The sequence below is a fragment of the Novosphingobium rosa NBRC 15208 genome, from assembly GCF_001598555.1.
GTDB lineage: Bacteria > Pseudomonadota > Alphaproteobacteria > Sphingomonadales > Sphingomonadaceae > Novosphingobium > Novosphingobium rosa.
On sequence record NZ_BCZE01000020.1, the window covers coordinates 51,031 to 75,288 of the forward strand.

Annotated in this window: 22 protein-coding genes; 14 read left to right on the forward strand and 8 right to left on the reverse strand. The window is 64.8% G+C overall.

Annotated elements, in window-relative coordinates:
• Positions 1–2: 2 nt before the first annotated feature.
• Genes SR3_RS07730 through SR3_RS07745 form a run of 4 tightly spaced genes read left to right on the forward strand, consistent with a single transcriptional unit; the run spans position 3 to position 4,948 of the window.
• A complete protein-coding gene (locus tag SR3_RS07730; protein ID WP_068083440.1) occupies positions 3–1,328 on the forward strand; it encodes an acyclic terpene utilization AtuA family protein in 1,326 nt (441 codons plus the stop codon).
• Positions 1,328–1,636 (forward strand): AtuA-related protein, encoded by a 309-nt coding sequence (locus SR3_RS07735; protein WP_068083266.1) that lies wholly within the window; start codon positions 1,328–1,330, stop codon positions 1,634–1,636. The genes SR3_RS07730 and SR3_RS07735 overlap by 1 nt, the downstream gene beginning before the upstream one ends.
• Positions 1,629–3,608, forward strand: a complete 1,980-nt coding sequence (locus tag SR3_RS07740) for an alpha/beta hydrolase domain-containing protein (RefSeq protein WP_068083269.1) — start codon at positions 1,629–1,631, stop codon at positions 3,606–3,608. Before SR3_RS07735 ends, SR3_RS07740 begins: the two co-directional genes overlap by 8 nt.
• Positions 3,605–4,948, forward strand: coding sequence for a tannase/feruloyl esterase family alpha/beta hydrolase (locus SR3_RS07745; protein WP_068083272.1), 1,344 nt, complete (start codon positions 3,605–3,607; stop codon positions 4,946–4,948). Before SR3_RS07740 ends, SR3_RS07745 begins: the two co-directional genes overlap by 4 nt.
• Here the strand turns inward: SR3_RS07745 and SR3_RS32375 are convergent.
• Positions 4,920–5,126, reverse strand: a complete 207-nt coding sequence (locus SR3_RS32375) for a triose-phosphate isomerase (protein ID WP_068083275.1) — start codon at positions 5,124–5,126, stop codon at positions 4,920–4,922. The two genes, SR3_RS07745 and SR3_RS32375, sit on opposite strands and share 29 nt — an antisense overlap.
• Here SR3_RS32375 and SR3_RS32380 point away from each other — a divergent pair.
• A complete protein-coding gene (locus tag SR3_RS32380) occupies positions 5,097–5,597 on the forward strand; it encodes a Gfo/Idh/MocA family protein (protein ID WP_407668154.1) in 501 nt (166 codons plus the stop codon). The genes SR3_RS32375 and SR3_RS32380 overlap by 30 nt on opposite strands.
• Positions 5,594–6,748: a hypothetical protein gene (locus SR3_RS07760; RefSeq protein WP_068083281.1), complete on the forward strand. Its 1,155-nt coding sequence runs from the start codon at positions 5,594–5,596 to the stop codon at positions 6,746–6,748. Before SR3_RS32380 ends, SR3_RS07760 begins: the two co-directional genes overlap by 4 nt.
• Before the next feature lie 155 nt (positions 6,749–6,903).
• Here SR3_RS07760 and SR3_RS32615 read toward each other — a convergent pair whose 3' ends face one another.
• From SR3_RS32615 to SR3_RS07785, 5 genes are all read right to left on the reverse strand, one after another.
• Positions 6,904–7,806 (reverse strand): alginate export family protein, encoded by a 903-nt coding sequence (locus tag SR3_RS32615; RefSeq protein WP_068083284.1) that lies wholly within the window; start codon positions 7,804–7,806, stop codon positions 6,904–6,906.
• Positions 7,716–8,372 carry an alginate export family protein gene (locus SR3_RS32620; protein ID WP_068083286.1) on the reverse strand — a complete coding sequence of 219 codons (657 nt, stop codon included), beginning with the start codon at positions 8,370–8,372 and terminating at the stop codon, positions 7,716–7,718. The genes SR3_RS32615 and SR3_RS32620 overlap by 91 nt, the downstream gene beginning before the upstream one ends.
• A gap of 83 nt (positions 8,373–8,455) precedes the next feature.
• Positions 8,456–9,763, reverse strand: coding sequence for an MFS transporter (locus tag SR3_RS07775; protein WP_068083289.1), 1,308 nt, complete (start codon positions 9,761–9,763; stop codon positions 8,456–8,458).
• An 80-nt stretch (positions 9,764–9,843) separates the two neighbouring features.
• Positions 9,844–10,950: an aromatic ring-hydroxylating dioxygenase subunit alpha gene (locus SR3_RS07780; RefSeq protein ID WP_068083292.1), complete on the reverse strand. Its 1,107-nt coding sequence runs from the start codon at positions 10,948–10,950 to the stop codon at positions 9,844–9,846.
• 20 nt (positions 10,951–10,970) lie between these two features.
• Positions 10,971–11,942 carry a PDR/VanB family oxidoreductase gene (locus SR3_RS07785; protein ID WP_068083296.1) on the reverse strand — a complete coding sequence of 324 codons (972 nt, stop codon included), beginning with the start codon at positions 11,940–11,942 and terminating at the stop codon, positions 10,971–10,973.
• A 166-nt stretch (positions 11,943–12,108) separates the two neighbouring features.
• Between SR3_RS07785 and SR3_RS07790 the strand changes: the two genes are divergently transcribed.
• A complete protein-coding gene (locus tag SR3_RS07790) occupies positions 12,109–13,317 on the forward strand; it encodes a LysR family transcriptional regulator (protein WP_068083299.1) in 1,209 nt (402 codons plus the stop codon).
• A gap of 162 nt (positions 13,318–13,479) precedes the next feature.
• Here the strand turns inward: SR3_RS07790 and SR3_RS07795 are convergent, their stop codons facing one another.
• Positions 13,480–13,941, reverse strand: a complete 462-nt coding sequence (locus tag SR3_RS07795) for a winged helix-turn-helix transcriptional regulator (RefSeq protein ID WP_068083302.1) — start codon at positions 13,939–13,941, stop codon at positions 13,480–13,482.
• A gap of 138 nt (positions 13,942–14,079) precedes the next feature.
• Between SR3_RS07795 and SR3_RS07800 the strand changes: the two genes are divergently transcribed.
• The 6 genes from SR3_RS07800 to SR3_RS07825 all read left to right on the forward strand — a co-directional run bounded on the left by SR3_RS07800 (position 14,080) and on the right by SR3_RS07825 (position 23,136).
• Positions 14,080–14,283 carry a hypothetical protein gene (locus SR3_RS07800; protein ID WP_157098697.1) on the forward strand — a complete coding sequence of 68 codons (204 nt, stop codon included), beginning with the start codon at positions 14,080–14,082 and terminating at the stop codon, positions 14,281–14,283.
• A 4-nt stretch (positions 14,284–14,287) separates the two neighbouring features.
• The gene (locus SR3_RS07805) at positions 14,288–15,499 is read left to right on the forward strand and encodes an MFS transporter (RefSeq protein WP_068083308.1); all 1,212 of its coding nucleotides are present in this window, start codon (positions 14,288–14,290) and stop codon (positions 15,497–15,499) included.
• A 210-nt stretch (positions 15,500–15,709) separates the two neighbouring features.
• Entirely contained in the window at positions 15,710–18,349 is a 2,640-nt protein-coding gene (locus SR3_RS07810) for a glycoside hydrolase family 3 C-terminal domain-containing protein (RefSeq protein ID WP_169805575.1), read from the forward strand.
• A 134-nt stretch (positions 18,350–18,483) separates the two neighbouring features.
• A complete protein-coding gene (locus tag SR3_RS07815) occupies positions 18,484–19,080 on the forward strand; it encodes a Pr6Pr family membrane protein (protein ID WP_157098698.1) in 597 nt (198 codons plus the stop codon).
• 1,135 nt (positions 19,081–20,215) lie between these two features.
• The gene (locus SR3_RS07820) at positions 20,216–21,895 is read left to right on the forward strand and encodes a hypothetical protein (protein WP_157098699.1); all 1,680 of its coding nucleotides are present in this window, start codon (positions 20,216–20,218) and stop codon (positions 21,893–21,895) included.
• On the forward strand, positions 21,895–23,136 hold the full coding sequence (locus SR3_RS07825; RefSeq protein ID WP_068083321.1) for a glycosyltransferase family 87 protein: 1,242 nt from the start codon (positions 21,895–21,897) through the stop codon (positions 23,134–23,136). Before SR3_RS07820 ends, SR3_RS07825 begins: the two co-directional genes overlap by 1 nt.
• Here SR3_RS07825 and SR3_RS07830 read toward each other — a convergent pair.
• The gene (locus tag SR3_RS07830; protein ID WP_169805576.1) at positions 23,086–23,691 is read right to left on the reverse strand and encodes a DUF2569 domain-containing protein; all 606 of its coding nucleotides are present in this window, start codon (positions 23,689–23,691) and stop codon (positions 23,086–23,088) included. The two genes, SR3_RS07825 and SR3_RS07830, sit on opposite strands and share 51 nt — an antisense overlap.
• Here SR3_RS07830 and SR3_RS31790 point away from each other — a divergent pair.
• Positions 23,690–23,956, forward strand: coding sequence for a hypothetical protein (locus SR3_RS31790; protein ID WP_169805577.1), 267 nt, complete (start codon positions 23,690–23,692; stop codon positions 23,954–23,956). The two genes, SR3_RS07830 and SR3_RS31790, sit on opposite strands and share 2 nt — an antisense overlap.
• Positions 23,957–24,258 lie beyond the last annotated feature (302 nt).

The following is a 24,258-nucleotide window of genomic DNA, read 5'->3' on the forward strand; positions in this document are numbered from 1 at the left end:
GCATGACACGCATTCGCATTGGTGCCGGAGCCGGCTTTGCCGGAGACCGCATCGAACCGGCGGTGGAACTGATCGAGAAGGGCGAGCTCGACTATCTGTGCTTCGAATGTCTGGCCGAGCGGACCATTGCCTTGGCTCAGCTGGCGCGGCAGCGCGATCCTGCCTCGGGCTATGATCCAAGGCTGGAAAAGCGGATGCGCGCGGTGCTGGCCCCGGCGATGGCGCGCGGGGTGCGGATCGTCTCGAACATGGGCGCGGCCAATCCCCTGGCCGCGATGCAGGCGGCGCTGGGCGTGGCGCGGGATCTGGGTCTGAAGGGCATCCGCATGGCCGCCGTGCTGGGCGACGATGTGTTGAGCGCCATCAGCGGTCAGGATCATCCGCTGATCGACCGCGACGGCTCGCTGGCCGACATCACGCCGATTTCCGCCAACGCCTATCTGGGCGCCTTTCCCATCGCCCGTGCGCTGGATGAGGGGGCTCAGGTGATTTTCACCGGGCGCGTCTGCGATCCGGCGCTGTTTCTGGGGCCGATGATCCATGCTTTCGGCTGGGCGCAGGATGACTGGACAAGGCTGGCGCGCGGCACGGCGGTGGGCCATCTGCTGGAATGCGCGGGGCAGCTGACCGGCGGCTATTTCGCCGACCCCGGCGTGAAGAATGTGCCCGATCTGGCCCGCCTGGGCTTTCCTCTGGCCGAAGTGTCCGAGGATGGCGATGCTGTGCTGACCAAGGTGGCGGGTTCGGGCGGGCGGCTCTCGCTGGCCAGCGCGCGCGAGCAGGCGATGTATGAGATCCTTGATCCCGCGCGCTATCTGCAGGCCGATGTGGTGGCCGATTTCACCGGCCTGAGCCTGACCGAACTCGGCCCGGATCGCATCGCTGTTGCGGGCGCGCAGGGGCATTCCCGTCCGGAAAGGCTGAAGGTCTCGGTCGGCTATCGCGACGGCTTTATCGGCGAGGGACAGATCACCTATGCCGGGCCGGGCGCGGTGGCGCGCGGGCAGCTGGCGCTGGAGATCGTGAAGGAACGCATCGCCATGCTCGGCCTGCCCGTCGACGATATCCGTTATGATCTGATCGGCATGAACTCGGCCAATGTCACGGCCCGCGCGGGCGACCCCGCCGAGGTGCGCGCCCGTGTCGCCGCCCGCGCGCTTGATGCCGCCACCGCCGCCGAAATCGGCGCGGAGGTGGAGGCGCTCTATCTCAATGGTCCCTCGGGCGGGGGCGGGGTGACCACCTCCCTGCGTGAGGTGGTCGCCGTCGCCTCGGTGCTGATCGGGCGTGACGCGGTGTCCCCCTCCATTCTTCATGAGGTGAGCTGATGCGCCTGCGCGACATTGCCCATGCCCGCACCGGCGACAAGGGCGACACATCCCAGATCTGCGTCTTCGCGCGCCATGCGGACGACTTCCCGCGGCTGGAACGCGAGCTGACGGCCCAGCGCGTGGCCGACCACCTCACCATGCTGAAACCACGCAGGATCGAGCGCCATGTGCTGCCCAATCTGGGCGCGGTCAATTTCGTGCTGCATGGCGCTTTGTCTGGCGGGGTGACGCGGTCGCTGGCGCTCGATGCCCATGGCAAGACGCTGGGCGCGCAGCTGCTGGATATGGAGATGGGCGATGCGTAAGGCCTTCCTGTGGGGCAGCGCGCTGCTGGCGCTGGCCACCGGCGCGCAGGGCCGCGTCACCGCGATCCATATCGAGAGCCGCACCCCGGCCCCCGTCAAGCCGGGCGAGCGGCCCTATGAGATCATCACCGGCAGTTTCGACGGCGATGTCAGCCCCGGGCGTGATGCCATCATCACCGATATCGCCCATGCTCCGCGCAATGCGAAAGGCCGGGTGGGTTACAGCGCCACCTTCGCCATCGCCCGTCCGCTGGAGCGCGGCAGTGCCGTGCTGTTCTACGATGTGCCCAACCGCGGCAACGGCAAGGTCGGCCCCGATGAGGACGGCCATATCCGCGTCATCAGCGGCTGGCAGGGCGACCTCACCCCGGCGCCCGGCGTGCAGAGCGCCACCGTGCCCGTCGTCAAGGGGCTGACCGGCATGGCGCTGGCCCGCGTCATCGATCTTTCCGGCAGCACATGGGGCCTGACCGGCGGCATCGGACGCCCGGTGGCGCGGCCCCTCCCGGTGGATCTGAACACCGCCCACGCCCATCTCTATCACCAGAGCAGCGATGAAGCCGCGCTGGAGGCCATTCCCGCCGACCAATGGGCCTTTGCCGATTGCCGCAGCGCACCTTTCCCCGGCACGCCCGATCCGGCGCGCATCTGCCTGAAGGACGGCTTCGATGCCACGCAGGCCTATACGCTGGCCTATCGGGCGCGCGATCCGCTGGTGCTGGGCATGGGCTTTGCCGCCACGCGCGATCTGGTGAGTTTTCTGCGCCACGCCAAAACCGATGACGCGGGCACGCCCAACCCGCTTGCCGGGCAGGTGCGCTGGAGCGTGGTGAGCGGCACCTCGCAATCGGGCAATTTCGTCAAGAGTTTCATCAATCTGGGCTTCAACCGCGATGAGAATGGCGCCCGCGTCTTCGATGGCGCCAATCCGAACATCGCCGCGCGGCAGGTGCCGCTCAACCTGCGCTTCGCCGTGCCCGGCGGCGCCGCCACCCTGTTCGAGCCCGGCAGCGAGGGCACGCTCTGGTGGACCCGCTATAACGACACCACGCGCGGGCGCGGCGCTCACAGCCTGCTCGACCGCTGCACCGCCACCAACACCTGCCCCAGGATCATGGAGACCTTCGGTTCGACCGAATTGTGGGGCCTGCGCCTCTCACCCGCGCTGGTGGGGACGGATGCCAGGGCCGATGTGCCCATCGCGCCTAATGTGCGCCGCTATTACTTCCCGGGCGTGACGCATGGCGGATCGATGATCGGCGGCATCTCGCTCGATGGCGACAAGCCATGGCCGGGCGCGCCGGTGTGTGTGCTGGCCAGCAATCCCAATCCTTCGCTGCCCACCATGCGCGCCCTGATGAAGCGGCTTGTGGAGTGGGTCAGCACAGGCCGGGCTCCGCCGCCCAGCCAATATCCCACGCTGGCCAAGGGCGATCTCGTCGCGCCCGCCGCCGCCGCGATGCATTGGCCCAAGATTCCCGGCGCGCCGGTGCCCGATGGCAAGATCAATGGCGTGCTGGATTACGATTACGGCCCCGCTTTCGATTATCCCGACCTCTCGGGCGTGATCACGCAGCAGCCGCCAAGGATCCGCCGCGCGATCCCCTCGCTGGTGCCCCGTGTCGATGCGGACGGCAATGAGCTGGGTGGCGGCGTGCCCTCGGTGCAGCATCTGGTGCCGCTGGGCACCTATCTGGGCTGGAATGTGCTGGCCAAGGGTTATGGAGCGGGCACGGATTGCGGCTTTGCGGGCGGCTTCATCCCCTTTGCCGCCACCAAGGCCGAAAGGCTGGCCAAGGGCGATCCGCGCCTCTCGCTGGAGGAGCGCTATGGCTCGCACGCCGGTTTCGTGGCGAAGGTGAAAGCCGTGGCCGACCGGCGCGTGCGGGAAGGCTGGCTGCTGCCTGACGACGCTGCAAAGCTGGTGGCCGGGGCGCAAGCGAGCAGCGTTCTGCAGGCGCAGCGCCCGTGAGCCTGCTGGCCAGCTTGCTGCTGCTGGCCACGGCGCCAGCCACGGCAGCTTTGCCAGACATGGCTGCGCCGGCTTTGGCGTGTGATGCCTTGGCGGGGGAGGAGGTCGTGGCGGTCGCCACTGCGGACTCATGTCGGGTCAGCGGCCATCTGCACCCGGTGACAGGCTCTGACATCGGCTTTGCGCTGTGGCTGCCTGCCCGGTGGAATGGGCGCTTCCTGATGCTGGGCAATGGCGGTTATGCTTCAGCCATGCCTCTGGCGCAGATGGCGCGTGCGCTGGCCAAGGGCTATGCCGTCGCCGCGACCGACACCGGACATCAGGGGGATGATCCCTCCTTCGCGCTCGGCCACCCGGAAGCGATCGTCGACTGGGGATGGCGCGCTGTTCACGAAACGGCACGCAAGGCGCCGAGCCTGACCCGGGCCTATTATGGCCGGGCGCCGCGCTGGCGCTATTTCAACGGCTGTTCCACCGGTGGCCATCAGGCGCTTTCCGAGGCGCAGCGCTTCCCTCATGACTTTGACGGTCTTGTCGCGGGCGCGCCGGGCTATGACCGGGTGCGGCTGAACGCCGGTTTCCTGTGGATGTTCCTGAGCAACCATCGGCGTGGCGACAATCTGCATCCCATCCTGGGGCAGAGCCAGCTCGATCTGCTGGCGCGGCATGCGCTGCTGCGTTGCGGCAAGCACGGCGCGCGCTGGCTGGACCATCCCGGCGCATGCCACGCAGATCCCGGCGCCCTGCTGTGTCGCCCCCGCCAGCACGCGGCGTGTCTGACCGCCGAGCAGGTCGCCGCGGCGCGTGCCATCTATGCCGGGCCGCATGATGAAAGACACCGCCCCGTCTTCTTCGGCCAGGCGCCGGGAACGGAGCGGCAATGGTCGCTGTATTGGAGCGATCCCCGCAACGGCAGCATCCCCATGCGGGCCAGCTTCTGGCAGGTGTGGGCCGGCGAGGGGCAAGGCTGGAACTGGTGGACCTTCTCCTTCGGGCGCGATCTGGACCGCGCCAGAGAGCGTCTGTCGGCCACCGTCGATGCCGACAGCGCCGATCTGTCGGCTTTGGCGGCTGCGGGGGGCAAGCTGCTGCAATGGCATGGGCTGGCCGATCCTGTGGTGCCTTTCGCCGATACGCTGGCCTATCGCGCAAGGGTGCGGGCGCGCATGGGGAATGTTTCGCATTTTTACCGTCTGAGTCTGCTTGCCGGTGTGGGCCATTGTGGCGGCGGGCCCAGACAGGCCGTTGTCGATATGCAGAAGAGCATGGAGGCTTGGGTGGAAACAGGGCATCCCGCCCGTGAAGCGCCCGTCATGTCGCGCCGCTTGCCTGACGAATGATGCTGGAGAAGGATGGCGTGCCAAGGCTGGCATTGCCGACCAGCGCCCCATCGACCAGCGGCAGCCGCAGAATGTCAGCGGCGTTCTCCGCCGAGACCGATCCTCCGTACAGCAGGCGCGGCATGGTGGATGGCCGATAGCCGATGGCCTGAAGGGCATCGTGGATGACGCGATGCATATCCTCGATGTCTTCCGCTTTCTGGGCGGGGAGGTCACGCGGGTCATGGCCCGGCTGGACCGGCTGAACCCGGTGATCGCGGGGGAGGACAAGGCACTGGTGCTGTGCGATTTCGCCAATGGCGCCAGCGGCCTGTGGGATGCCGACCGCTATCACCCGGCCGAGGCGGAGGATCCGCGCTACACCTTCGGGGCGTTCCGCATCGAGGGGAGCGAGGGCGCGCTGGTCCTTTCCGAGGATGGCGATCTGCGCCTCGTCACGCCGCGCGGGCAGGTGGAAACCGTGCCCTATCATCATGAGAAAAAGGGCTTTGCGGGTGATTGCGTCTATCACACGCTGGCGCATTTCACCCGGGCTCTGGCCGACGGGCAGCCGCATGAGCTGACCGGAGCCGACTATCTGCGCACGCTGGCGCTGGTCGAGGCCGTTTACGCAAGCAACGAAACACAATCATGGAGAGATGCAGGATGACGAAGTTCATGAACAACCGGCGCGATGTCTTGCGCCTGATGGGCACCGGCAGCGCCGTGATGCTGGCGGGTTTTCCCGTCGCTCCGGCCTTTGCCGCGGCATCCGCGCGCGCCACGGTGGTCGATGTCGTCGGCGATGCTTTCCATATAAACGGCAAGCCGACCTATCCCGGGCGGGCGTATCGCGGATCGAGGATCGAGGGGCTGCTCTTCACCTCGCGCATGGTGAACTGCATCGCCAATGACCAGAACCCCGAAACGCGCGGCATGTGGGCCTATCGCGACGGCCCCTGGGATCCGGAGCGCAACACCAATGAGTTCATCGCCGCCCTGCCGCTCTATCGGGCGCGTGGGCTGACGTCGGTGGCTTTCAACATTCAGGGCGGCAGCCCGATGGGCTATGGCTGGCATCAGCCCTGGCAGATGAGCGGCTATACTGCTGACGGCCATCTGCTCCCCGATTACCGCGACCGCCTGATCCGCGTGCTCGATGCCCTTGATGCGGCCGGCATGGTGGCCATTCTGGGGCTGTTCTACATTGCGGCAAAACCGGCGCTGAAGGATGAGGCTGCCGTAATGCGCGCCGCCGATGAGGTGATCGATCTGATCTGCCAGAAGGGCTACACCCATGTGCTGATCGAGGTGGGCAATGAGGTGGATCTGGCCCCCTGGGCATACGATATCATCAAGCCTGCCCGCGCGCATGAACTGGTGGCCCGCATCCAGGCCCGCAGCAAGGGCAAGATCCGCAACCGGCAGGGGCGGCTCCAGGTCAGCACCAGCATCCTCTGGCACTCGCAAATCCCGGCCCGGCTGCTGGAAAGCGTGGATTACGTGCTGTTCCATGGCAATGCCATGGCCACGCCCGATGCCCTGCGCAGCCGCGCCAAGGACATTCGCGCGATGCCGGGCTATCATGGCCAGCCTCTGCTGATCAATGAAGACGATCATTTCGATTTCGAGAAGTTCGACAATGATCTGAACGCCGCGGTGCAGGAATATGTCGGCTGGGGCTATTTCGATTATCGCCAGATCACCGAGCCTTTCGAGGATGGTTATCAGAGCCTGCCGGTCGATTGGGGCATCCATTCCGCGCGCAAGAAAGGGTTCTTCAACGCCCTTGCGGAGATCACCGGCGCGACACCGGGCTAAGGGAACATGCGTGAGGTGATGGCAGGAAAGGCCATCACCTCACGTCCAGATGATTGCCAGCTGTGCATCCTCGATGGAGGAAGGGCCGTTTCCTGCGCGGTGCTTGATGGCCCGACGTTGGCGGTGGGTCACAGAATGCAGCCGATCCGTGCGTCTCAGAAGCGGATTTCCTGCCAGATGCCCAGATAGTCCGAGCTTCTGCCGCCGCCGGCCTTGAAGGCGCCGCTTGCCAGAAAGCGCGTGAAGAAGAAGCGGTAGCTCAGGTTTTTCGTGACCGCCCAGTCGGCCTGCGCATTGTAGCCGATGCCGATGTAGGAAGAGCCGATCGGGCGGATGCCGGGGAAATTGGTCGGTCCGGCATAGGTCGCGTCATTCTGCGTCTGGCGCCAGAAGGGCTCGGGCCCGGCAACCAGCGTCAGCGTTTTGGCGGGGCGCAGGGTGAGGTTGGGATAGACATCCACGATGTTGGAAAAATTGAGATAACCGGCATCGCCGAACAGCGGCAGGCGCGGATTGGGCGGGGCGAAGGTGCCCAGCGTGTGGTCGCGTGAATTGGTGTCGCCGCTGAAGGCGTCGAAGCGTATCCCAAGGCGCGGGCGCAGGGGCGTACCCTTGGGCAGGCTGTAGCCCAGATCGCTGTTGATCCCCCAGGCACGGATGCGCTCGCCCGCGAAGCTGCCGGTCTGATAGGTGGCCTCCAGATCGTAATCCCACGGCCCGCTCTTGCCGCCGATGCGCAGGCCCCAGCTTTCGCGCCGCTCCTGCCCGGCAAGCAGCGCGAATTTGGCGACCTTGTTGTAGACATCGTAGTGATAGAGATCGATCTGCGTATCGGGCAGGATCAAGCCCTTGGCCGCCGAGACGGTGACGCCGTTGAAGAAACGGTCCGGGTTCGCCCTGTCGTCAAAGGCGCCCTGCGCCAGCAGCATGGGGCGCACGGCAAAGGCATCGACGCGCAGCTTGTTCTTCAGGATAAAGGTGCCGCGCACGCCCTGATAGGTGAAGCGCACATTGGTGCCATCGCGCAGGCCCGCCAGCTTGCCATTGCCCAGCGGCATTTCGAAACGGCCGGGGCGGAGGGTGACCAGCGCCTTTTCCCCAGGGGGATCGTCACATCGGCGAAGATCTGCTGAAACTCCACGTGGTCGCGGTTGGGCGGCGTGCGGACCAGCGCGCCATATTCGCTGTTGTTGCCCAGCTCGCTGAAGACCCGCAGATAGGGTGTGAGATGCAGATCGGCGATCAGCCGCAGCCGCTGGCCCAGATTGCGGTTCCTGTCGTCGGCGCTGCCGCCCAGAGCCTGATGCGTCCAGCTCTGGTAATATTCGCGGACCTCCCCGCCGACCGAGAGATAGATGTCCGGACGGCCCAGCGGGATATAGCGCAATCGCTCCAGCGGATTGGCGGCGCGGTATCGGGGGGTGGCGGCGATGGTCCAGTCCTCGGTCCAGCGCAGGCTTTGCGGCACGCCTGCGGGGGCGGGGATGCCGCCGGGCACCGGCTCTGGCACGGGGGGCGCCAAAGGGGCGGGCGCGGGGCCGACCTGCGCATGGGCGGCGCTTCCAGCCAGCAGGCCTGCCAGCATGGACAGGCAGATCCCCGCCCGCAATCGCTGTGTGAACATGACAAAACTCTCCCTTGCCGGAAAAGCGTGCTTTTCCGGCCGTATTTTGTTTTCAGTGATGGGTTGTCAGATGCGGCGGGCGCTCATGCGATGGCGCTCTCCCGATAGCGCAGCAGCATCAGGATCACGCCCGCCAGCAAGGTGCCGCAGGCCAGCACCATCGCCACCGGACCCAGCGCCCAGCCGCTGCTGAACAGCAGCCCCGCAAGGATCGGCCCGAGCGCCGCGCCCGCGCGGCCCACGCCGATCACCAGCCCCGTGCCGCCCGCGCGCAAATGGGCCGGAAAGCTCTGGGCGATCACCGCATAGAGCCCCGCCGTCGCGCCATTGGTGAAAAAGCCGCCGACGACGGCCATGATCGACAGATCGTTCACTGTGGCCGGCCAGCGTCCGAAGAGGGTGATCGCCACCGCGCCGCCGATCATGAAACCGGCCACCAGCGGGCGCACGCCGATGCGCTGGGTCAGCAGGCTGACGGTCAGCGATCCCAGCGCCCCGCCGACGTTGGCCCACACCAGCACGCCGCCCGCCGCCGCCGCGGCAAAGCCCATATCGACGACGATCTTGGGGATCCACTTCACGAAGAAGTAGAAGCTGAGCATATGGCCGAAATAGACCAGCGTCAGCAGCGCGGTCACCAGCCCCACGCCGGGCCCGAACAGGGCGACGATGCCGGGCTTTTCAGAGCGCACATCCGCAGGCGGCAGCAGGGCCAGCGCATCGCGGCCCTGACGCAGCATGGTGCGGTTGATGCGCTCCAGCGCATCGGCAGGGCGCTTGTGAAGCAGGAAGGCGATGGTCTCGGGCACGAAGCGCAGCACCAGCGGGATAAAGCACAGGGTGATCGCCGCGCCGAACTCGAAGATCGATTGCCAGCGCCCTGTCGCCCCCAGAATGGCCGAGGCGATGCTGCCCCCCACGATGGCGCCGATGGGATAGCCCCCGGCCATCACCGCCACCGCCAGATTGCGCCGCCTTGCGTTGGCGCATTCCGCCACGATGGCGCCCGTCGCCGCCAGCATGCCGCCGATGCCGAGCCCGGTGAACAGGCGAAAGGCCGAAAGCATAGTGACGTCGCCAGCGGTGGAGGCCAGCCCCATGCCCGTGCCCATCACCACCAGACAGGCCAGGATGGTCGGGCGGCGGCCGATGCGGTCGGCCAGAGCGCCCAGCAGGAAAGCGCCGATCCCCATGCCGATCAGCTCCATCGAGAGCACCACGCCCAGAGCGGCGCGGGTGACGCCCCAGTCTTTCGCGATGCCCGGCGAGGCGAAGCTGATCGACAGCACGTCGAAACCGTCCAGCGCATTGAGCGCGGTGGCGATGGCGATGGTGATGATCTGTCGGCGATGCATCGGTTCACGCGCGATGATGGCGCGGGGGTCTTCCATGGTCTTCTCCCGAAGGGTGGGCCGGTTTGTTGCCCGGTCCTATGTTTTGATGGTGTGTCATGCGGGGTGGAAGGGGGTGTTCAGCCCGCCTCGGCCATGGCCAGGCGATGCATGATGCGCCGCGCCATCAGGCCGGGTTTGTCGGGTGCGAAGCTGAGGTCGAACTGCTCCTCGCCATCGGTGCGGACCACCTCGTTGATCCATTGCAGCGCTTCGACATCCTCGGAATAGGCCTGTGTGTGGGCCTCCAGCATAAAGCGGTCGATGGCTGCGTCGCCGGGGCGGTAATCGCGTGAATTGAACCACCAGTAGTGGATCGAATTGTTGGTCTCCGGCGTGAAGACATGGGTGATGTTGTAGCGATAGAGGCCGGGCTCGCCGGGATCGGGATCGCCCACCGCCACGCGCGCATAGGCGGTGTGCAGGGCCGGCGAGACAAAGCGCGCCTCGGAGGTGCGGTCGACCTTTTTGTGCATGATGTTGGCGGGTTTGCCATAGACGCCCGGAGGCGGGGCGTCGCGCAGCTCGCGGCGGATCACCACCTGCCCGTTCTCGGTGGAGGCGGTCAGCTTGGAACGGGCATATTCCGGCGTGCCCACCGTATCGGGATGCAGGAAGGGGAAATGGGTCTGGTCGATCAGATTCTCATGCATCGAGACATAGTCGCAGAGGATATGGAAATCGCCCGAGACCGTGCCCCAGGCCGGATCGCTCAGCCAATGCGTGTCGGGGATCAGCGCCTCATTGGCCAGATCGGGCGCGCCCATCCAGATCCACGCCAGCGGGCCCCGGTCGACGATCGGAAAGGTGCGCACCGAGGCCGTGGCGGGCGCATGGCCCATGGCGGGCAGATGGGCGCAGGCGCCATCCGCGCCGAACTCCATGCCGTGATAGCCGCAGACCAGCCTGTCGCCCACCAGCGTCCCGCGCGCCAGCGGGAAGGAGCGGTGCGGGCAGCGGTTGCGCATGGCCACCGGCTCGCCACCTTCGGTGCGATAGAGCACGACATCGACGCCGAGGAATTTACGCGCCAGCGGCGTGCGGTCGATCTCATGCGTGCGGGCCGCCGCATACCAGCAGTTGCGGATCAGTGGGGTGTTGTTGTTGGCGAAATTGCCGGAATCATGCGGTTCCATCGCCGCGAAGATGGCGTTGTCGCTGGAGGGACGATCAAGCGTGGTGGCCATGGGATGGTCCTTTCGGGATATCAGAGATCGAGTTCGAGCAGGCGGCCCGTGATGCGCGAGCAGCAGATCGTCATCTGGCGGTTCCGGGCATGGTCTTGCGCGCTGTAGACGCGGTCGCGGTGGTCGAGCGCGCCATCGCAGCCCAGCACGGCGGTGGTGCACAGGCCGCATTCGCCGCGACGGCAATCGGCATAGGTTTCCACCCCCGCGCCTTCCAGCGCATCGAGGATGGTGGTGCCCGCGCCGATGGGAATGGCGCGGCCATCCTTCAGGCGGACCTCGAAAGCCTGGTCTTCGGGGCGATGGGCGGCGTTGAAGACCTCGAAGCGAATGCGTTCGGGGGCCCAGCCGATTGCGGCGCCGGCCCCGATCAGGCCGTCGATCATGCCGGAGGGGCCGCAGACATAGGCGGTGGCGTCGGCAGGCTGGGCTGAGAGCACCGCCTTGAGATCGGGCATCCCCTGCCTGCCCGTTTCAAACACGGCGAGCCCTGGACCGCACATGGCCGCCAGTTCCCCGACATAGGCCATCTGCGCCTGCTCGACGCCGACATAGAGGACCGAGAAGGCCTCCTGCCGCGTCAGCAGCGAGCGGGCCATGGCGAAGATCGGCGTGATACCGATGCCGCCCGCCACCAGCAGCGTGTGGGGCTGGCGGCGCGACAGGCGGAAAGCGTTGATCGGGCGCGAGACGCGCAGCCGCGTGCCGGGCTGGAAGGTGCGATGGATAAACGCCGATCCGCGCGCCCGATCCTCGCGCCGCACCGCGACGCGCCAGAAGGCTTCGCGCGGGGCTCCGGCGGCCAGCGGGCCGATTAGCGAGTAATGGCGCAGAAAACGGTCGCCCGCGCCGCCGAAACGCAGTTCGATATGGCTTCCGGCCTCGGCCATGGGCAGGGGCTGGCCATCGGCGGCGGCGATCAGAAATTCGGTGATGCGCTTGGTCAGCGTTCGACGGGCGAGGATCACCGCGTCGAGATATTTGTCCTGCATATATTTTCCCCGGGGCTCTCCCTTGCGGTTCGCGCTTTCGGGTGCGACTCGAAAGGGAACGCGCTGCCTTGATCTGAAGAGAGGCTAGGCGAGGCGGAGCGGGCGCGCTTATGCAGTCTGGATATAAGGCTTGCAGATTTGATATAATGCCATCATCGCTTTCTGCATGGCTGGCCAAGACCCGATACTGCTCTCGCTCAAACAGATCCGCGCGGTGGTGGCGGTGGCCGGAAACGCCAGCCTGGCCCGCGCCGGGGAAAGCCTGAACATCAGCCAGAGCAGCCTGTCGCGCATCATCCATGATGCGGAAGGCGCGCTGGGCCACCGCCTGTTCCAGCGCGGCTGGAGCGGCATGGAGCCGACCTCGGCCGGGGCCATCGTCATCCGGCACTGCCTGCACATGGCGGGCGCGGTGGCCGAGGCGCAGGACAGCCTGCAGGCGGCAGGCTACAGGCTGCGTGATCTGGCCTATCATCTGACATGGCCGATGCTGGAGGTGGCCACAGCCGTCAGCGCCAGCGGTCATGTGTCGCAGGCGGCGGGGGTGCTGGGCATGCCTCAGCCCAATGTCAGCCGGGTGCTGGCCCAGCTTGCGGCGATGCTTGGCGAGCATCCCTTTTTGCGGCACGCCAAGGGCATGGCGGCCACGCTTGCGGTGCCGATCCTGTGCGATCTGCGTGAAAAGCTGCGCAGCGAGGCCTTGCAGATCCCTTCGGCTCTGGCCGCCCTGACCGGCATGCTGGTGGGCCGCATCGCGGTGGGCATCCTGCCTTTTTCCGAGCAGGACATCGTGGTCGAAACCTTTGCCATCCTGCTGCGGGACCATCCCCATGTGCGGCTTCAGGCCGTCACCGGCAGCTATGGCGCCTTGAGCGAGGCGCTGCGGCGCGGCGAGATCGATGTCATCATCGGCCCGCTGCGTGGTGGGGCGCTCTCCGCCCATCTCGAGGAACGCGTGCTGCTGGAAGAGGTGTTGACCTTCATCGCCCGCCCCGGCCATCCTTTGGCGGGCAGGCCGGTCTCGCTGGTCGATCTGGCGAAGGAGGGCTTCGTGGTGGGGCCCTATGGCACGCCCACGCGCCAGTTCTTCGAAAGCCTGTTGCTGGAGCATGATGTGCCGCCGCCCGCGCGCATCTGCGAGATGGTCACCTTCCCGCTGGCCGAGCGCATGGTGATGGAAAGCGAGTCCATCGGCCTGCTGACCTATTCTCCGCGCAAGCGCGCCGTGGTGGAGCGGCATGTGGCGATCATCGAGACAGACATGCCCGAAAGCAGAAGGGCGATCGGGTTGACCACGCTGAAGGGCAAGCCTTCCAGCGCTGCTCAGGAGGTCTTTCTGGCGGCGATCACGGGCATCCTGCCTGCCGGAGGGTGAGAGCCTTGCACCCCATCGCCGCTCATTCCACAAGCGTCATACGCGCGCGGCGCTTATCGGAACCTTGGCCAATCGCGCGACATCCTCATGCCCGGTGCGCCACGAGGACAGGCAGAGGCTCGGTAAGATAATTTATGTTTTAATATGAAACAATGAAGGCCGTCAGGCAAGCGGCGGCGTGTCCAGCTCCACCACCTGCGTATCCTCGGCCCGCAACAACCGGCCATCATGAGCGTGCAATGCGAGGCGGCGCACCGGCTGACGGCCGGCGCGGTCGATCAGGCGGACGTGTTGTTCACTGGATTCGAAAAAGAAATCCTCCCCCCATTGGCGCAGGGCGACGATCACCGGGAACAGGCCACGGCCTTTCTCCGTCAGCACGTAATCCTGATAGGCGCTGCCATCGGCAGCGGGCACGGTCTCCATGATGCCGCGCTCGATCAGCGTGCGCAGGCGGGTGGAGAGCATGTTCTTGGCGATGCCGAGGCTGCTGAGAAAATCGCTGAACCGGCTCACCCCATCCAGCGCATCGCGCACGATCATCAGCGACCACCAGTCCCCCACGGCATCGATCGAGCGCCCCACCGGGCATGGCGATGCCGCCAGACTGCGCCTTTTCGCCATGGTCCTGCACTCCTTCGGCGTGAGCACGGATCGGCTGACCCGCATAATCTGGTTGCAAGATAGAACAAGGCGACTAGAAGTCAATTTGTTGCATTTTGAAACAAGATTCGCTGCTGCAATATTTTCAAGGAGATGGCGATGTTCAACCCGGTCCGTAACGTCCCTGCCCATGCTGGCGGCGGCGATCTGCCCTCCGCTTTGGACGAAGGGGAGGACACAGTCTTTGCGGATGACGCCATCGTGGAACGCGGTTTCGCGCTGATGCTCGCCGTCGCGGCGGGCAGGATCGCCCCTTGGCGTGTCTTCGGGAACAGGGCGGCCTTTCAGGCCGCGCTGGGATAAGGCCATGGCCAGAGCGACGATCACCGCGCCGACAGCGCAAAACCAGCCCGCCATCACCCCCATGTCGCGCAGTGTCACTCTGCTTTTTGCCGTGGCCTGCGGCTTGTCGGTGGCCAATGCCTATTACGCCCAGCCGTTGCTCGATACGATGGCCACACAGTTCGCAATCGACAAGGCGGAGATCGGACTGGTCATCACCATCACGCAGATCGGCTATGGGTTAGGGCTGCTGTTGCTTGTGCCGCTCGGCGATATGCTGAACCGGCGCAGGCTGATCCTTGGCCAGTCACTGCTTTCGGTCGTGGCGCTGCTGGGTGTGGCGGCGGCTCCCAATGCGACGGCGTTGCTGATCGCCATGGGGCTTGTCGGGCTGCTGGCCGTGGTGGCGCAGATCGTGGTGGCCTATGCCGCGTCGCTGGCCCGTCCCGAGGAGAGGGGCGCAGTGGTCGGCACTGTGACCAGCGGCATCATCATCGGCATTCTGCTGGCCCGCAGCGTCTCGGGCGCGCTGGCGGATCTGTGGGGCTGGCGCGCGGTCTATCTGGCGTCGGCTGCCGCGACGCTGCTGGTGGTTGCGGCGCTTGCCAGAGTGCTGCCCTCCGATGAACCACGCAGATGCGCGATCTCCTATCGCGATCTGATCGCATCCCTTTTCACCCTGCTGCGCGAGGAGCCGCTGCTGCGTCGGCGTGCTATCCTTGCCTTGTTGATCTTTACGGCCATGACTCTGCTCTGGACGCCGATGGTGCTGCCGTTGAGTGCGCCGCCGTTCTTTCTCTCGCACACACAGGTGGGGCTTTTCGGGCTGGCAGGGGCGATGGGCGCGGTAGGGGCCGCGAGCGCCGGCAGACTTTCCGACAGGGGGCACGCGCGGACGGTGAGCGGCGTGGCGCTGGCGGTCATGCTGCTGTCATGGCCAGTGGTGGCCTTGCTGCCGGTTTCGTTGTGGGGGTTGATCCTGGGCGTCATCACCATGGATTTCGGGCTTCAGGCTGTCCATGTCGCCAATCAGAGCCTGATCTACCGCCTGCGGCCAGAGGCCCGCAGCCGTTTGGCCGCCGCCTATATGATCTTTTATTCCATCGGCTCGGCCACCGGATCGCTGCTTTCGACCATGATCTATGCCCGGCTGGGCTGGACTGGCGTCTGCGTGGCAGGCGCGGCCATCAGCGCGGTCGCCCTCGCTTTCTCGCTGCTGACCCGGCGAGGCGACTGATGGAGGCAAGAGGGGTAGGCATCATCGATCGGGGAAAGATGGGCGGCCATGGCGCTCTTGTGGCCGCATGGATGTCCTGCCGTTTTAGAAGCTATCGATAAAACGGCATGGCAACCATCGCCGCGATCGTTTTTACTCGGACTAATTCCTTCTGTAGCGATAGCGCTATCAGGCGCCGCAAGATGCGCCTCGCGATCCGGGAGAGTTTGCGTGAACCGTTCAACGCCGTCAGTCCGCACCATCATGCTTGCCGGCCTGCTTTGCTCGACCGCATCCACCGGCATGGCGCAATCCGCACCGGCCTATCGCGATCCCGCCAAACCCGCGCAGGTCCGCGCCGCCGATCTGGTCAGCCGGATGACATTGGAGGAAAAGGCCTCTCAGGTGGTCAATCATGCCGTGGCCATTCCCCGGCTGGGCGTGCCCGAATATGACTGGTGGAACGAGGGGCTGCATGGCGTGGTGGCGCCCAAGGCGGCGGGCACGGTGTTTCCCGAACCCATCGGTCTGGCCGCCAGCTTCGATCCCGCTCTGGTGCATCGCGTGGGCGATGCCGTGGCCGATGAAGGGCGCATCAATTACCGGATGGCGCTGGCCGCCGGGCGTCATGCGCTGTTCGAGGGGCTGACCTTCTATGCCCCCAACATCAACATCTTCCGCGATCCGCGCTGGGGGCGGGGGCAGGAGACCTATGGCGAAGACCCGCATCTGACCGCCCGAATGGGCGTGGCCTTCATCACCGGCCTGCAGGGCAATGATCCCGATCATCTGAAAGTGGCCGCCACCGCCAAGCATTTCGCCGTCCACAGCGGGCCCGAGCCGACGCGCCATATCTTCGATTCCATCGTGTCGAAGCATGATCTGGAGGACACCTATTTCCCGGCCTTCCGCGCAGCGGTCACCGAGGGCAAGGTCGCCTCCGTGATGTGCTCTTACAATGCCGTCAACGGCGTGCCCGCCTGCGCCAATGCCGATCTGCTCCAGACCAGCCTGCGCGATCGCTGGGGGTTCAAGGGCTTTGTGGCATCGGACTGCAATGCGGTGACCGATATTTTCGAACCGCGGCATTTTGCATCGTCGCAGGCCGCCGCCGCCGCCAAGGCCCTGCGCGCCGGGACGGACAGCGAATGTCTGGCCGATTTCGTGCCCGCCAAAATCCCCCACGCGCTCAAATATGTGGAGGCGGTGAAATCGGGCCTGCTGACCGAGGCGGAACTCGACCGGGCGCTGATCCGCAACTTTGCCGTGCGCTTCCGGCTCGGCATGTTCGATGCCCGGCCTGACGCGCCATCCGCCACGCCGGGCGAGGGGCGGCTGGACAATGAGCCGCGCCGCCAGCTGGCCCTGCAGGCCGCGCGTGAAACCATGGTGCTGCTCAAGAACAATGGCGCGCTGCCTCTGGCGGCCGGCGTGAAGCGCATTCTGGTGACCGGTTCCCTGGCGGCGGACAGCGATGTGTTGCTGGGCAATTATCATGGGCGTCCCTTCCATGCCGTCACCGCGCTGGAGGGCATCCGCAAGGCCTTTCCGCAGGCCGAGATTGTCTATGAACCGGGCACCTATTTCCCCGCCGATCCCTCTGAGCTGGTGCCCGACACCGTCCTCGCCACCGATGAGGGCAAGCCGGGGCTGAAGGCCGAATTCTTCACCGGCCCCACGCCCACTGGCACCGCTTTCGAGACCCGCATCGTGTCCGGCGTGGACATCAACGATCCGGCCAATCTGCTGCACAAGGGCGATACGCCGGTTTCGGTCCGGTGGACCGGCTGGCTGACCCCGGCTGAAAGCGGCGTCTATCGGCTGGGCGCCAAGGGCACCAGCAACCGCGTCACGCTGGATGGCAAGGTGGTGGTCGACGACACCGAACCCCATGCGCCAGACACCAAGACCGCCGAGGTGAGGCTGGAAAAGGGCCGCCGCTATGCGATCAAGGTGGAATCGCTGCCGGGGCTGGAGCAGATCACGCAGCTTGTCTGGCAGATGGTGCGCCCCGATGTGCGCGAAAGGGCGGTGGCGGCGGCGCGCTCGGCGGATCTGGTGATCGCGGTGGCGGGGATCACCTCCAATCTGGAGGGTGAGGAAAAGAGCACCGATGTCCCCGGCTTCAAGGGCGGGGACCGCACCTCCATCGATATGCCTCGGGCCAAGGAGGATCTGCTCAGGGCCGTGAAGGAGACCGGCAAGCCGTTGGTGCTGGTGATGATGAACGGCAGCGCTCTGGCGATCAACTGGGCCAGGGACCATGCCGATGCCATTCTGGAAGCCTGGTATCCCGGCGAGGAGGGCGGCACGGCCATCGCCGACACGCTGGCGGGCCGCAACAACCCGGCGGGCCGTCTGCCGGTGACGTTCTATACCGGCATCGATCAGCTCCCGGCTTTTGGCGATTACGCCATGGCCGGGCGGACCTATCGCTATTTCACCGGCAAGCCGCTCTATCCTTTCGGTTACGGGCTGAGCTATTCCCGCTTTGCCTACAGCGGGCTGGCGCTGTCGTCGCCCAGCATTGCCGCGGGCAGCCCTTTGGCCGCGAGCGTCACCGTGAAGAACGTCAGCGCGCGCGATGGGGATGAGGTTGTGCAGCTCTATCTTGGCTTCCCCAAACTGCCCGGCGCCCCGCTGCAGGCCCTGCGCGGGTTCCAGCGGGTGCATCTCAAGGCGGGGGAGAGCCGCAAGGTGAGTTTCACGCTCGATGCCGCAGGGCTGTCCCATGTGGCGCCGGATGGGGCGAGGCTGGTGAGCGGCGGGCGCTATCAACTCTCGGTTGGGGCGGACAGCGCTGGTGAGGGCGGCCCGCTTCTGCAGCAGGCATTCACGGTCACCGGGCAGACAAAGATCGTTGAGCCCTGATCGGGACGGCGATCATCGCGCTCTTTCCGGCGAGGGGCAGCGCCGGGAATTGCCGTGTCACGAGAAAAGGAGCACGATCGCGACGGCTGTTCAGGGGCTGATGGAGTGAGGATATGTCAAGACCGTCCGGCCTCATGCGATCTGCCACGCTTATCGTGGCGATCACGGCATGGGCAGGGCTTGCCGTTCAACTCCATGCCAGCGTCGAAGCGACCGGTTCGCTCTTTTCGGCGCTGTGGATGATGCTGCTTTACTTCACCGTTCTCACGAACATCGTGGTCGCGCTGCTCTTTGCGGCTCTGGCGGGCGGCTGGCGAGCATCTCCCCGTCTCGTGGGGGGCGTGACCTTGGCCATCATGCTCGTCGGCGCCATCTATCATTCCTTGCTGAGCGGTCTGCTCGATCTGAGTGGTGGTGCGGCGTTGGCCGATGTTCTTCTTCACACCCTGACGCCGATCTTCGTTTTGCTCTGGTGGATCGTTTTTGCGCCCAAGGGCGGGCTGACCTGGCGCGATCCACTGGTATGGGCGCTATTTCCACTCGCCTATCTTGGCTACGGGCTGGCGCGTGGTGCGCAGGGCGGGCGCTATCCGTACCCGTTCATGAATGTGTCTGCGCTGGGCTGGACGCAGACGCTGTTGAATGCGGCGGCGATTGCGATCGGCTTTGTCGTTGCAGGCTACATGCTTTGCGCGATCGACCGGCGTTTGTCGCGGTCCAGATCACGCTAAGCCGCCTTGGCGACTGCCGGTGATTTGAGGCGGTTTGTTGGTGGGGGCGCCTGTGACCGGCGCGTTGCGCTTTCGCGGCGCTGCCTCGGACAACACGATGATTGGCTGGGGCGGGAGGATTTGAATCTCCGCGTGGCGATAACAAAATCCGTTTAGGCCGCCGCAGCATCAGCTTTGCTTTGCCGAAAGTTCCAAGCATCTGAAAATGTTAGCAGGTTGGCGCTTGCCCAAGATTTGGTCAAGAGAAAAACTGCGATACAAATCGCGATACAAGTGCGGTTCAAAGGGGGCGGCGAGGGGCGACGGGCGACCACCTCCCCATCTGCCCAGAACCCTTGGAAAACTGACACAAACCGCATTCAACTTTTTTGGCTGATGGTCGGGTTTGTTGTGGGAACCGGAATGGCAGTTAAGGGGCTTGGATGCGGCAACGCAGCGCTTCGTTCAGCTTAGCTCAGCGTGGCGGCGGCGGGCCAGTTAGAGCCTGTCGTGCATGGAAAAGTTCACCTGGCATGCGTCGATCATGTGACCATTGCGGTCGAGCAGCCGCGCGCACATGGGTCATATGGTCCTCATACGGCCGCCGGGCAGCGAGTGACTACCGTCGTGCAGGCGCATGGGGGCTAGCACCGCTGAACACATTGGGATGCTTATCCAGAAGCAGGATCTCGTCATTGGTCACGCGAGCGTCGCGAATGAGAAAAGTCGCTCCTAGTGGAGCGTCGATCCCACTGTGAATGCAACAGAAGCTCATACAGTTCTTCCTTTCCAGCTGCGGCGCTGCGTGATGGGGCCGCCATTTAGGGAAGGCCCGGTGGCAAGCCTTGATCTGAGGCAAGGAAAATTCTCAATCTGTTTGACCGAGATGAAGGTTTTTGAATCGGTCATCGAATTCACATCCTTCCAAGGGGTGGCCGCAGCAAGATTTATACAAATAATTCACAATGCAATCAGCCTTGTCCCGCGTTGAGACATCGATCAATGATAAATGATGCGGGATTGTTGGGGCGGATGTGTATTTTCTAAAGTCATTGTAATCCACGATGGCGGATGCCAAGTAAGATTTTTATTTATATTATAAAAATCAATCATAAAACAGAGGTCGCTGAGGGGGATGGCCGATCTGAAGCGAATCTTGCCAATCGCAGCGGGGCTGGTGCTTGGCCTGGCCCTGATCTTCGCGCATGTGCTCGACGCCGCTCTGACTCCCTATGAATTCATCACGCAAGACCGGTATGTGGCGATCATGCTGGTGGTCGTTCTGCTGATCGCCTGGCGATGGCCGTGGCCGGCCCGCCTGCCTGACAGGCCTCCCACATGGGGGCTGGCACTGTGTGTGGCTGTTGGGCTGGCTGCCCTACTCTGGTGGGGCAGCTACCGGCTGATGCTCGACTATCCCTGGACCCAGGACGAGGTGATGGCGCGTTTCGACGCGCGGATCCTTGCCAGAGGGCGGCTGGCCCAGCCCTTGCCGCCACCGTGGCGACATTTTACATCCGCGCTGGCGCCTTATTTTCTGCTGGATATGCCCGAACATGCCGCCTGGGTTTCCAGCTACATGCCGGTGCATGCCGCGCTCCGCGCCCTGATTGGCCTTGTCGTCGATCCGGCCTGGCTCAACCCCTTGCTTGCAGCCGGGGGATTGCTGCTTGCTCTGCATCTGGCCAGGCACGAATTTGACGATTGCCCGGGGGCGGTGTGGGTCATGGGGGCAGGTTATCTGCTCTCTGCCCAGATCCTGGTTGCGGCCATGACCTCCTATGCGATGACTGGCCATCTCGTGTTGAATCTGGCCTGGTTGGCCCTCCACCGGCGCGGAGGATGGCGTACTGACGCCGGGGCGTTGGCGGTGGGTTTTCTGGCCATCGGGCTGCACCAGATTGCTTTCCATCCGCTGTTCGCGGCGCCTTTTCTGGCCGAATTGGCCTTGCGCGGTGAAAACCGGCGATGCCTGTTTTATGGGGTGGGCTACGGCGCCATTCTGACGTTCTGGATCAGCTATCCGCATCTGGTGCTGCTGTCACAAGGTATGACCCAAGGCGGCACCGGCGCGGGGGCCGGCATGTCTGGCTTCTGGCAGGGACGTATCCTGCCGTTGCTGCTTCATCGCGATCCTCACACGCTGGCGCTGATGGACAAGAATATCCTGCGTTTTCTGTGCTGGAACGCAGCCTTTCTGCTGCCGCTGATCCTGCTTTCGGGCCGCGCCATCCACCAGCGGGAAGGGATGGCGCGGCCTTTGGCATCGGGCCTGGTGCTGACCGTGCTGACCATGGCGCTGGTGCTGCCCGATCAGGGGCATGGCTGGGGCTATCGCTATCTGCATGGCGTGCTGGGCAATGCCTTGCTGCTGGCGGGCCATGGCTATCGCCGCGCCGTGCGGATCGACCGGGCCGATGGCGACCGGCTGGTGGTGTTGACTGGCGGGGCCACCCTGCTGCTGGTTCTGCCCTTTCTGCTGGCATCGGCGCATGGTTTCATTCTCCCGGCAGCACGGCTCAGCGGGCTGATCGCGGTGCAGCGGGCCGATGTGGTGATCCTTGACACCGAACGACCGTCGATGGCGATCAAGCAGGTGCGCAATGCCCCTGATCTTGCGAACCGGCCGCTGGTGATCTCCAGCCATGATTTGCAGCCGGGGCAGGCGCTGGAACTGTGCCGCCGGGGTTCGGTGGTGGCGATCGACCGGGCGGCACAGCAGGCGGTGGGCTTCTCGCCCTGGCTGCCCCGCCGCAGTCCTGATTTCGAAGCGATGATGCAGCCCTTGTCGGGCAGATCCTGTCTGCGCAAGGCCGTGCCGTTGGGGGGAGGGTGATGATGCTGGAGGGGAAGGGATGGCGCGCCGCGCTGGATCTGCGCTGGCTGGGCATGGGGCGATTGCGGGCCTATGGGTTGATCCTTGCCTTTGTCGGGGCGGTCAGCCTGCCCTGGGCCTATCTACAGGCCACCGGCACGGGAGGCAGCGATTTCCTGGCCTTCTGGTCGGCGGGGCGGCTGGTGGAGCAGGGGCAGGTGGCGCAGGTCTATGATCTGCCCGCAACCTATCGTGTGCAGGCTGCCCTTTGGCCTATCAGCCGCGAGCATACGGCGGCGGGCGAGGCCTTTGCCTTCGTCAACCCACCACCCTTGCTGCTGGCGGTGGCGCCGCTGGGGTGGCTGGATTATCGCGTGGCGATCGTGGTCTGGGTGCTGGGCAGCTATGCGCTGTGGTTCAGGATGGCCCGGCGCTGGGCGCCCGAATTTGCCGCGCCCATCGCGGGTTTCCCCGGGGCGCTGGTGGCAGCATGGCACGCGCAGACCGGCCTTTTGCTCAGCGCGGCGCAGATCGCCATGGCCAATCTGTTGCTCAAACATCCGCTATGGGCCGGGGCAATGGTAGGATTGCTGGTGGTGAAGCCGCATCTCGCCCTTCTGGTGCCGGTGGCCTTTCTGGCTGGGCGGCAATGGCGCGCGATGCTGGGAGCGGCCATCACCGTGCCCCTGCTGATTGCTCTGGCCTGGCTCATGTTCGGCACACAGACCTTGCTCAACTATTCGCACAGCTGGCCCGTCAGCCAGGGCCTGATGGATCATAGCGGGCCCGAGTTCTTCCTGCGGCAGACCACGGTCTATGCCGCGGTGCGGGTTGCCTGGTCGGCGCGGGCGGGCCTGATGGCGCAGGGGGTGGTCTCAATGGCCATGGTGGTGGCCGTGTGGCGCGCCTGGCGCGAGCCGGGCGATCTGGACGGCAAGCTGGCGTTGCTGCTGGCGGCGGTGCCTTTGGCGACACCCTACATGTTCAGCTACGACCAGCCTTTTCTAATCGTACCGCTGTGCTGGTTGGCGCGGCAGGTGCGTCTGGCGCCGCACAGCGCATGGGACCGGCCGATGGTGCTGCTGTTTTATCTCTCGCCACTGGTCACGCGCGCGCTGGCCCTGCCGCTCCACGCCAATCTCATGCCATGGTTGACGATGGGGCTGGTCTGGGCTGTGTGGCGCAGGTTGCCGGTGGCCGGGCAGGGCGCTTCACGCGGTCCGGGCCGAACGCCAGCGGAAGGTCACGTTTGCGCGTTCTGAGAGCAGCAGATAGGGTAGCCAGATAAAGGCGCTGATCAAAACCTTGTCGATGTTGCCCACCAGCAAGTGGTGCAGCAGTGTACGAATGTGGTGGGGAAGGTCCGGCGCGCTGGTGACGGCACGGGCGATTACGAATTGCATCATGATGTCCATGCCCCAGGCGAACAACAGCATGCGCGGGAACAGGGGAACACTTCGCAGCGCCATGGCAAAGCAGACGGCGTAGAAGAAATTCATCACGATCACATCCCCGGTCATCGCAATATTGAGCGTTATGGCCCAGACGGGTGCCTCGGCATTGAGGGCGGGCATCGCCGTGAACAGTTCGAGCGTGCGGACAGGAATGTTGAGCAACAGCCCGATCGTGAGCGAGGCCAGCAGCCCGGCAGGGCCAAAGGCCGAATGCTGGTGCGCCCGAAGGACGCCCAGATCGCGCCACTGGCCGATCTGGGCCAGGCGGAAGGCTGGCTGGCCTGTCAACAGCCGTTTGGGGAAGCTGCCAGATGCGACGCGGTAGCCAGCAACCGGGGCCAGGCAGACCAGAAGATAGGGCATGATGCTCTGCACCCAGGGCAGGATGCCGACAGGCCCGACCGGTGCATGCAGGATTTTAACAAAGCCGATCAACAGTATGGCGCAGATCCATATCCGGATCACGAGATCAAGCCGTGTGTCCAGCGTGTGGATCGCCTTGGCGCTGCGGCGCAGCAGAATGCGTTCCCAATCCCAATTGATCTTTATTCGCATGAGCGATCAGCCTTTCAGACGGGCCGAAGTATTCAAGGCAATGTCTAATTACTTCATATTGGAGGAAACATGAAGCCTATACGTAAGATTACGATGAATCGATGGCTGTGTGCGACGATTCGTACCCTTGATATGGAGTGTTAGGTAATTTTGTTAAGAGTCTGACGTTTCATGTCGCTGAAAAATCATGATAAACCAAAATGGATAAAATTTCATTGACGGAATATCACAAGAAGCCGATTTTTCGTTGCACAGAAGAGACGAATAACATTTCGGGGGTCTTGCCCTTCCTTCACCCAATCGCGGTGTCGTGACCGGCAAAAATACATCATTATGATTTATTGCGGATTTTGACCGCCGGAAGCAGCTGCCTTG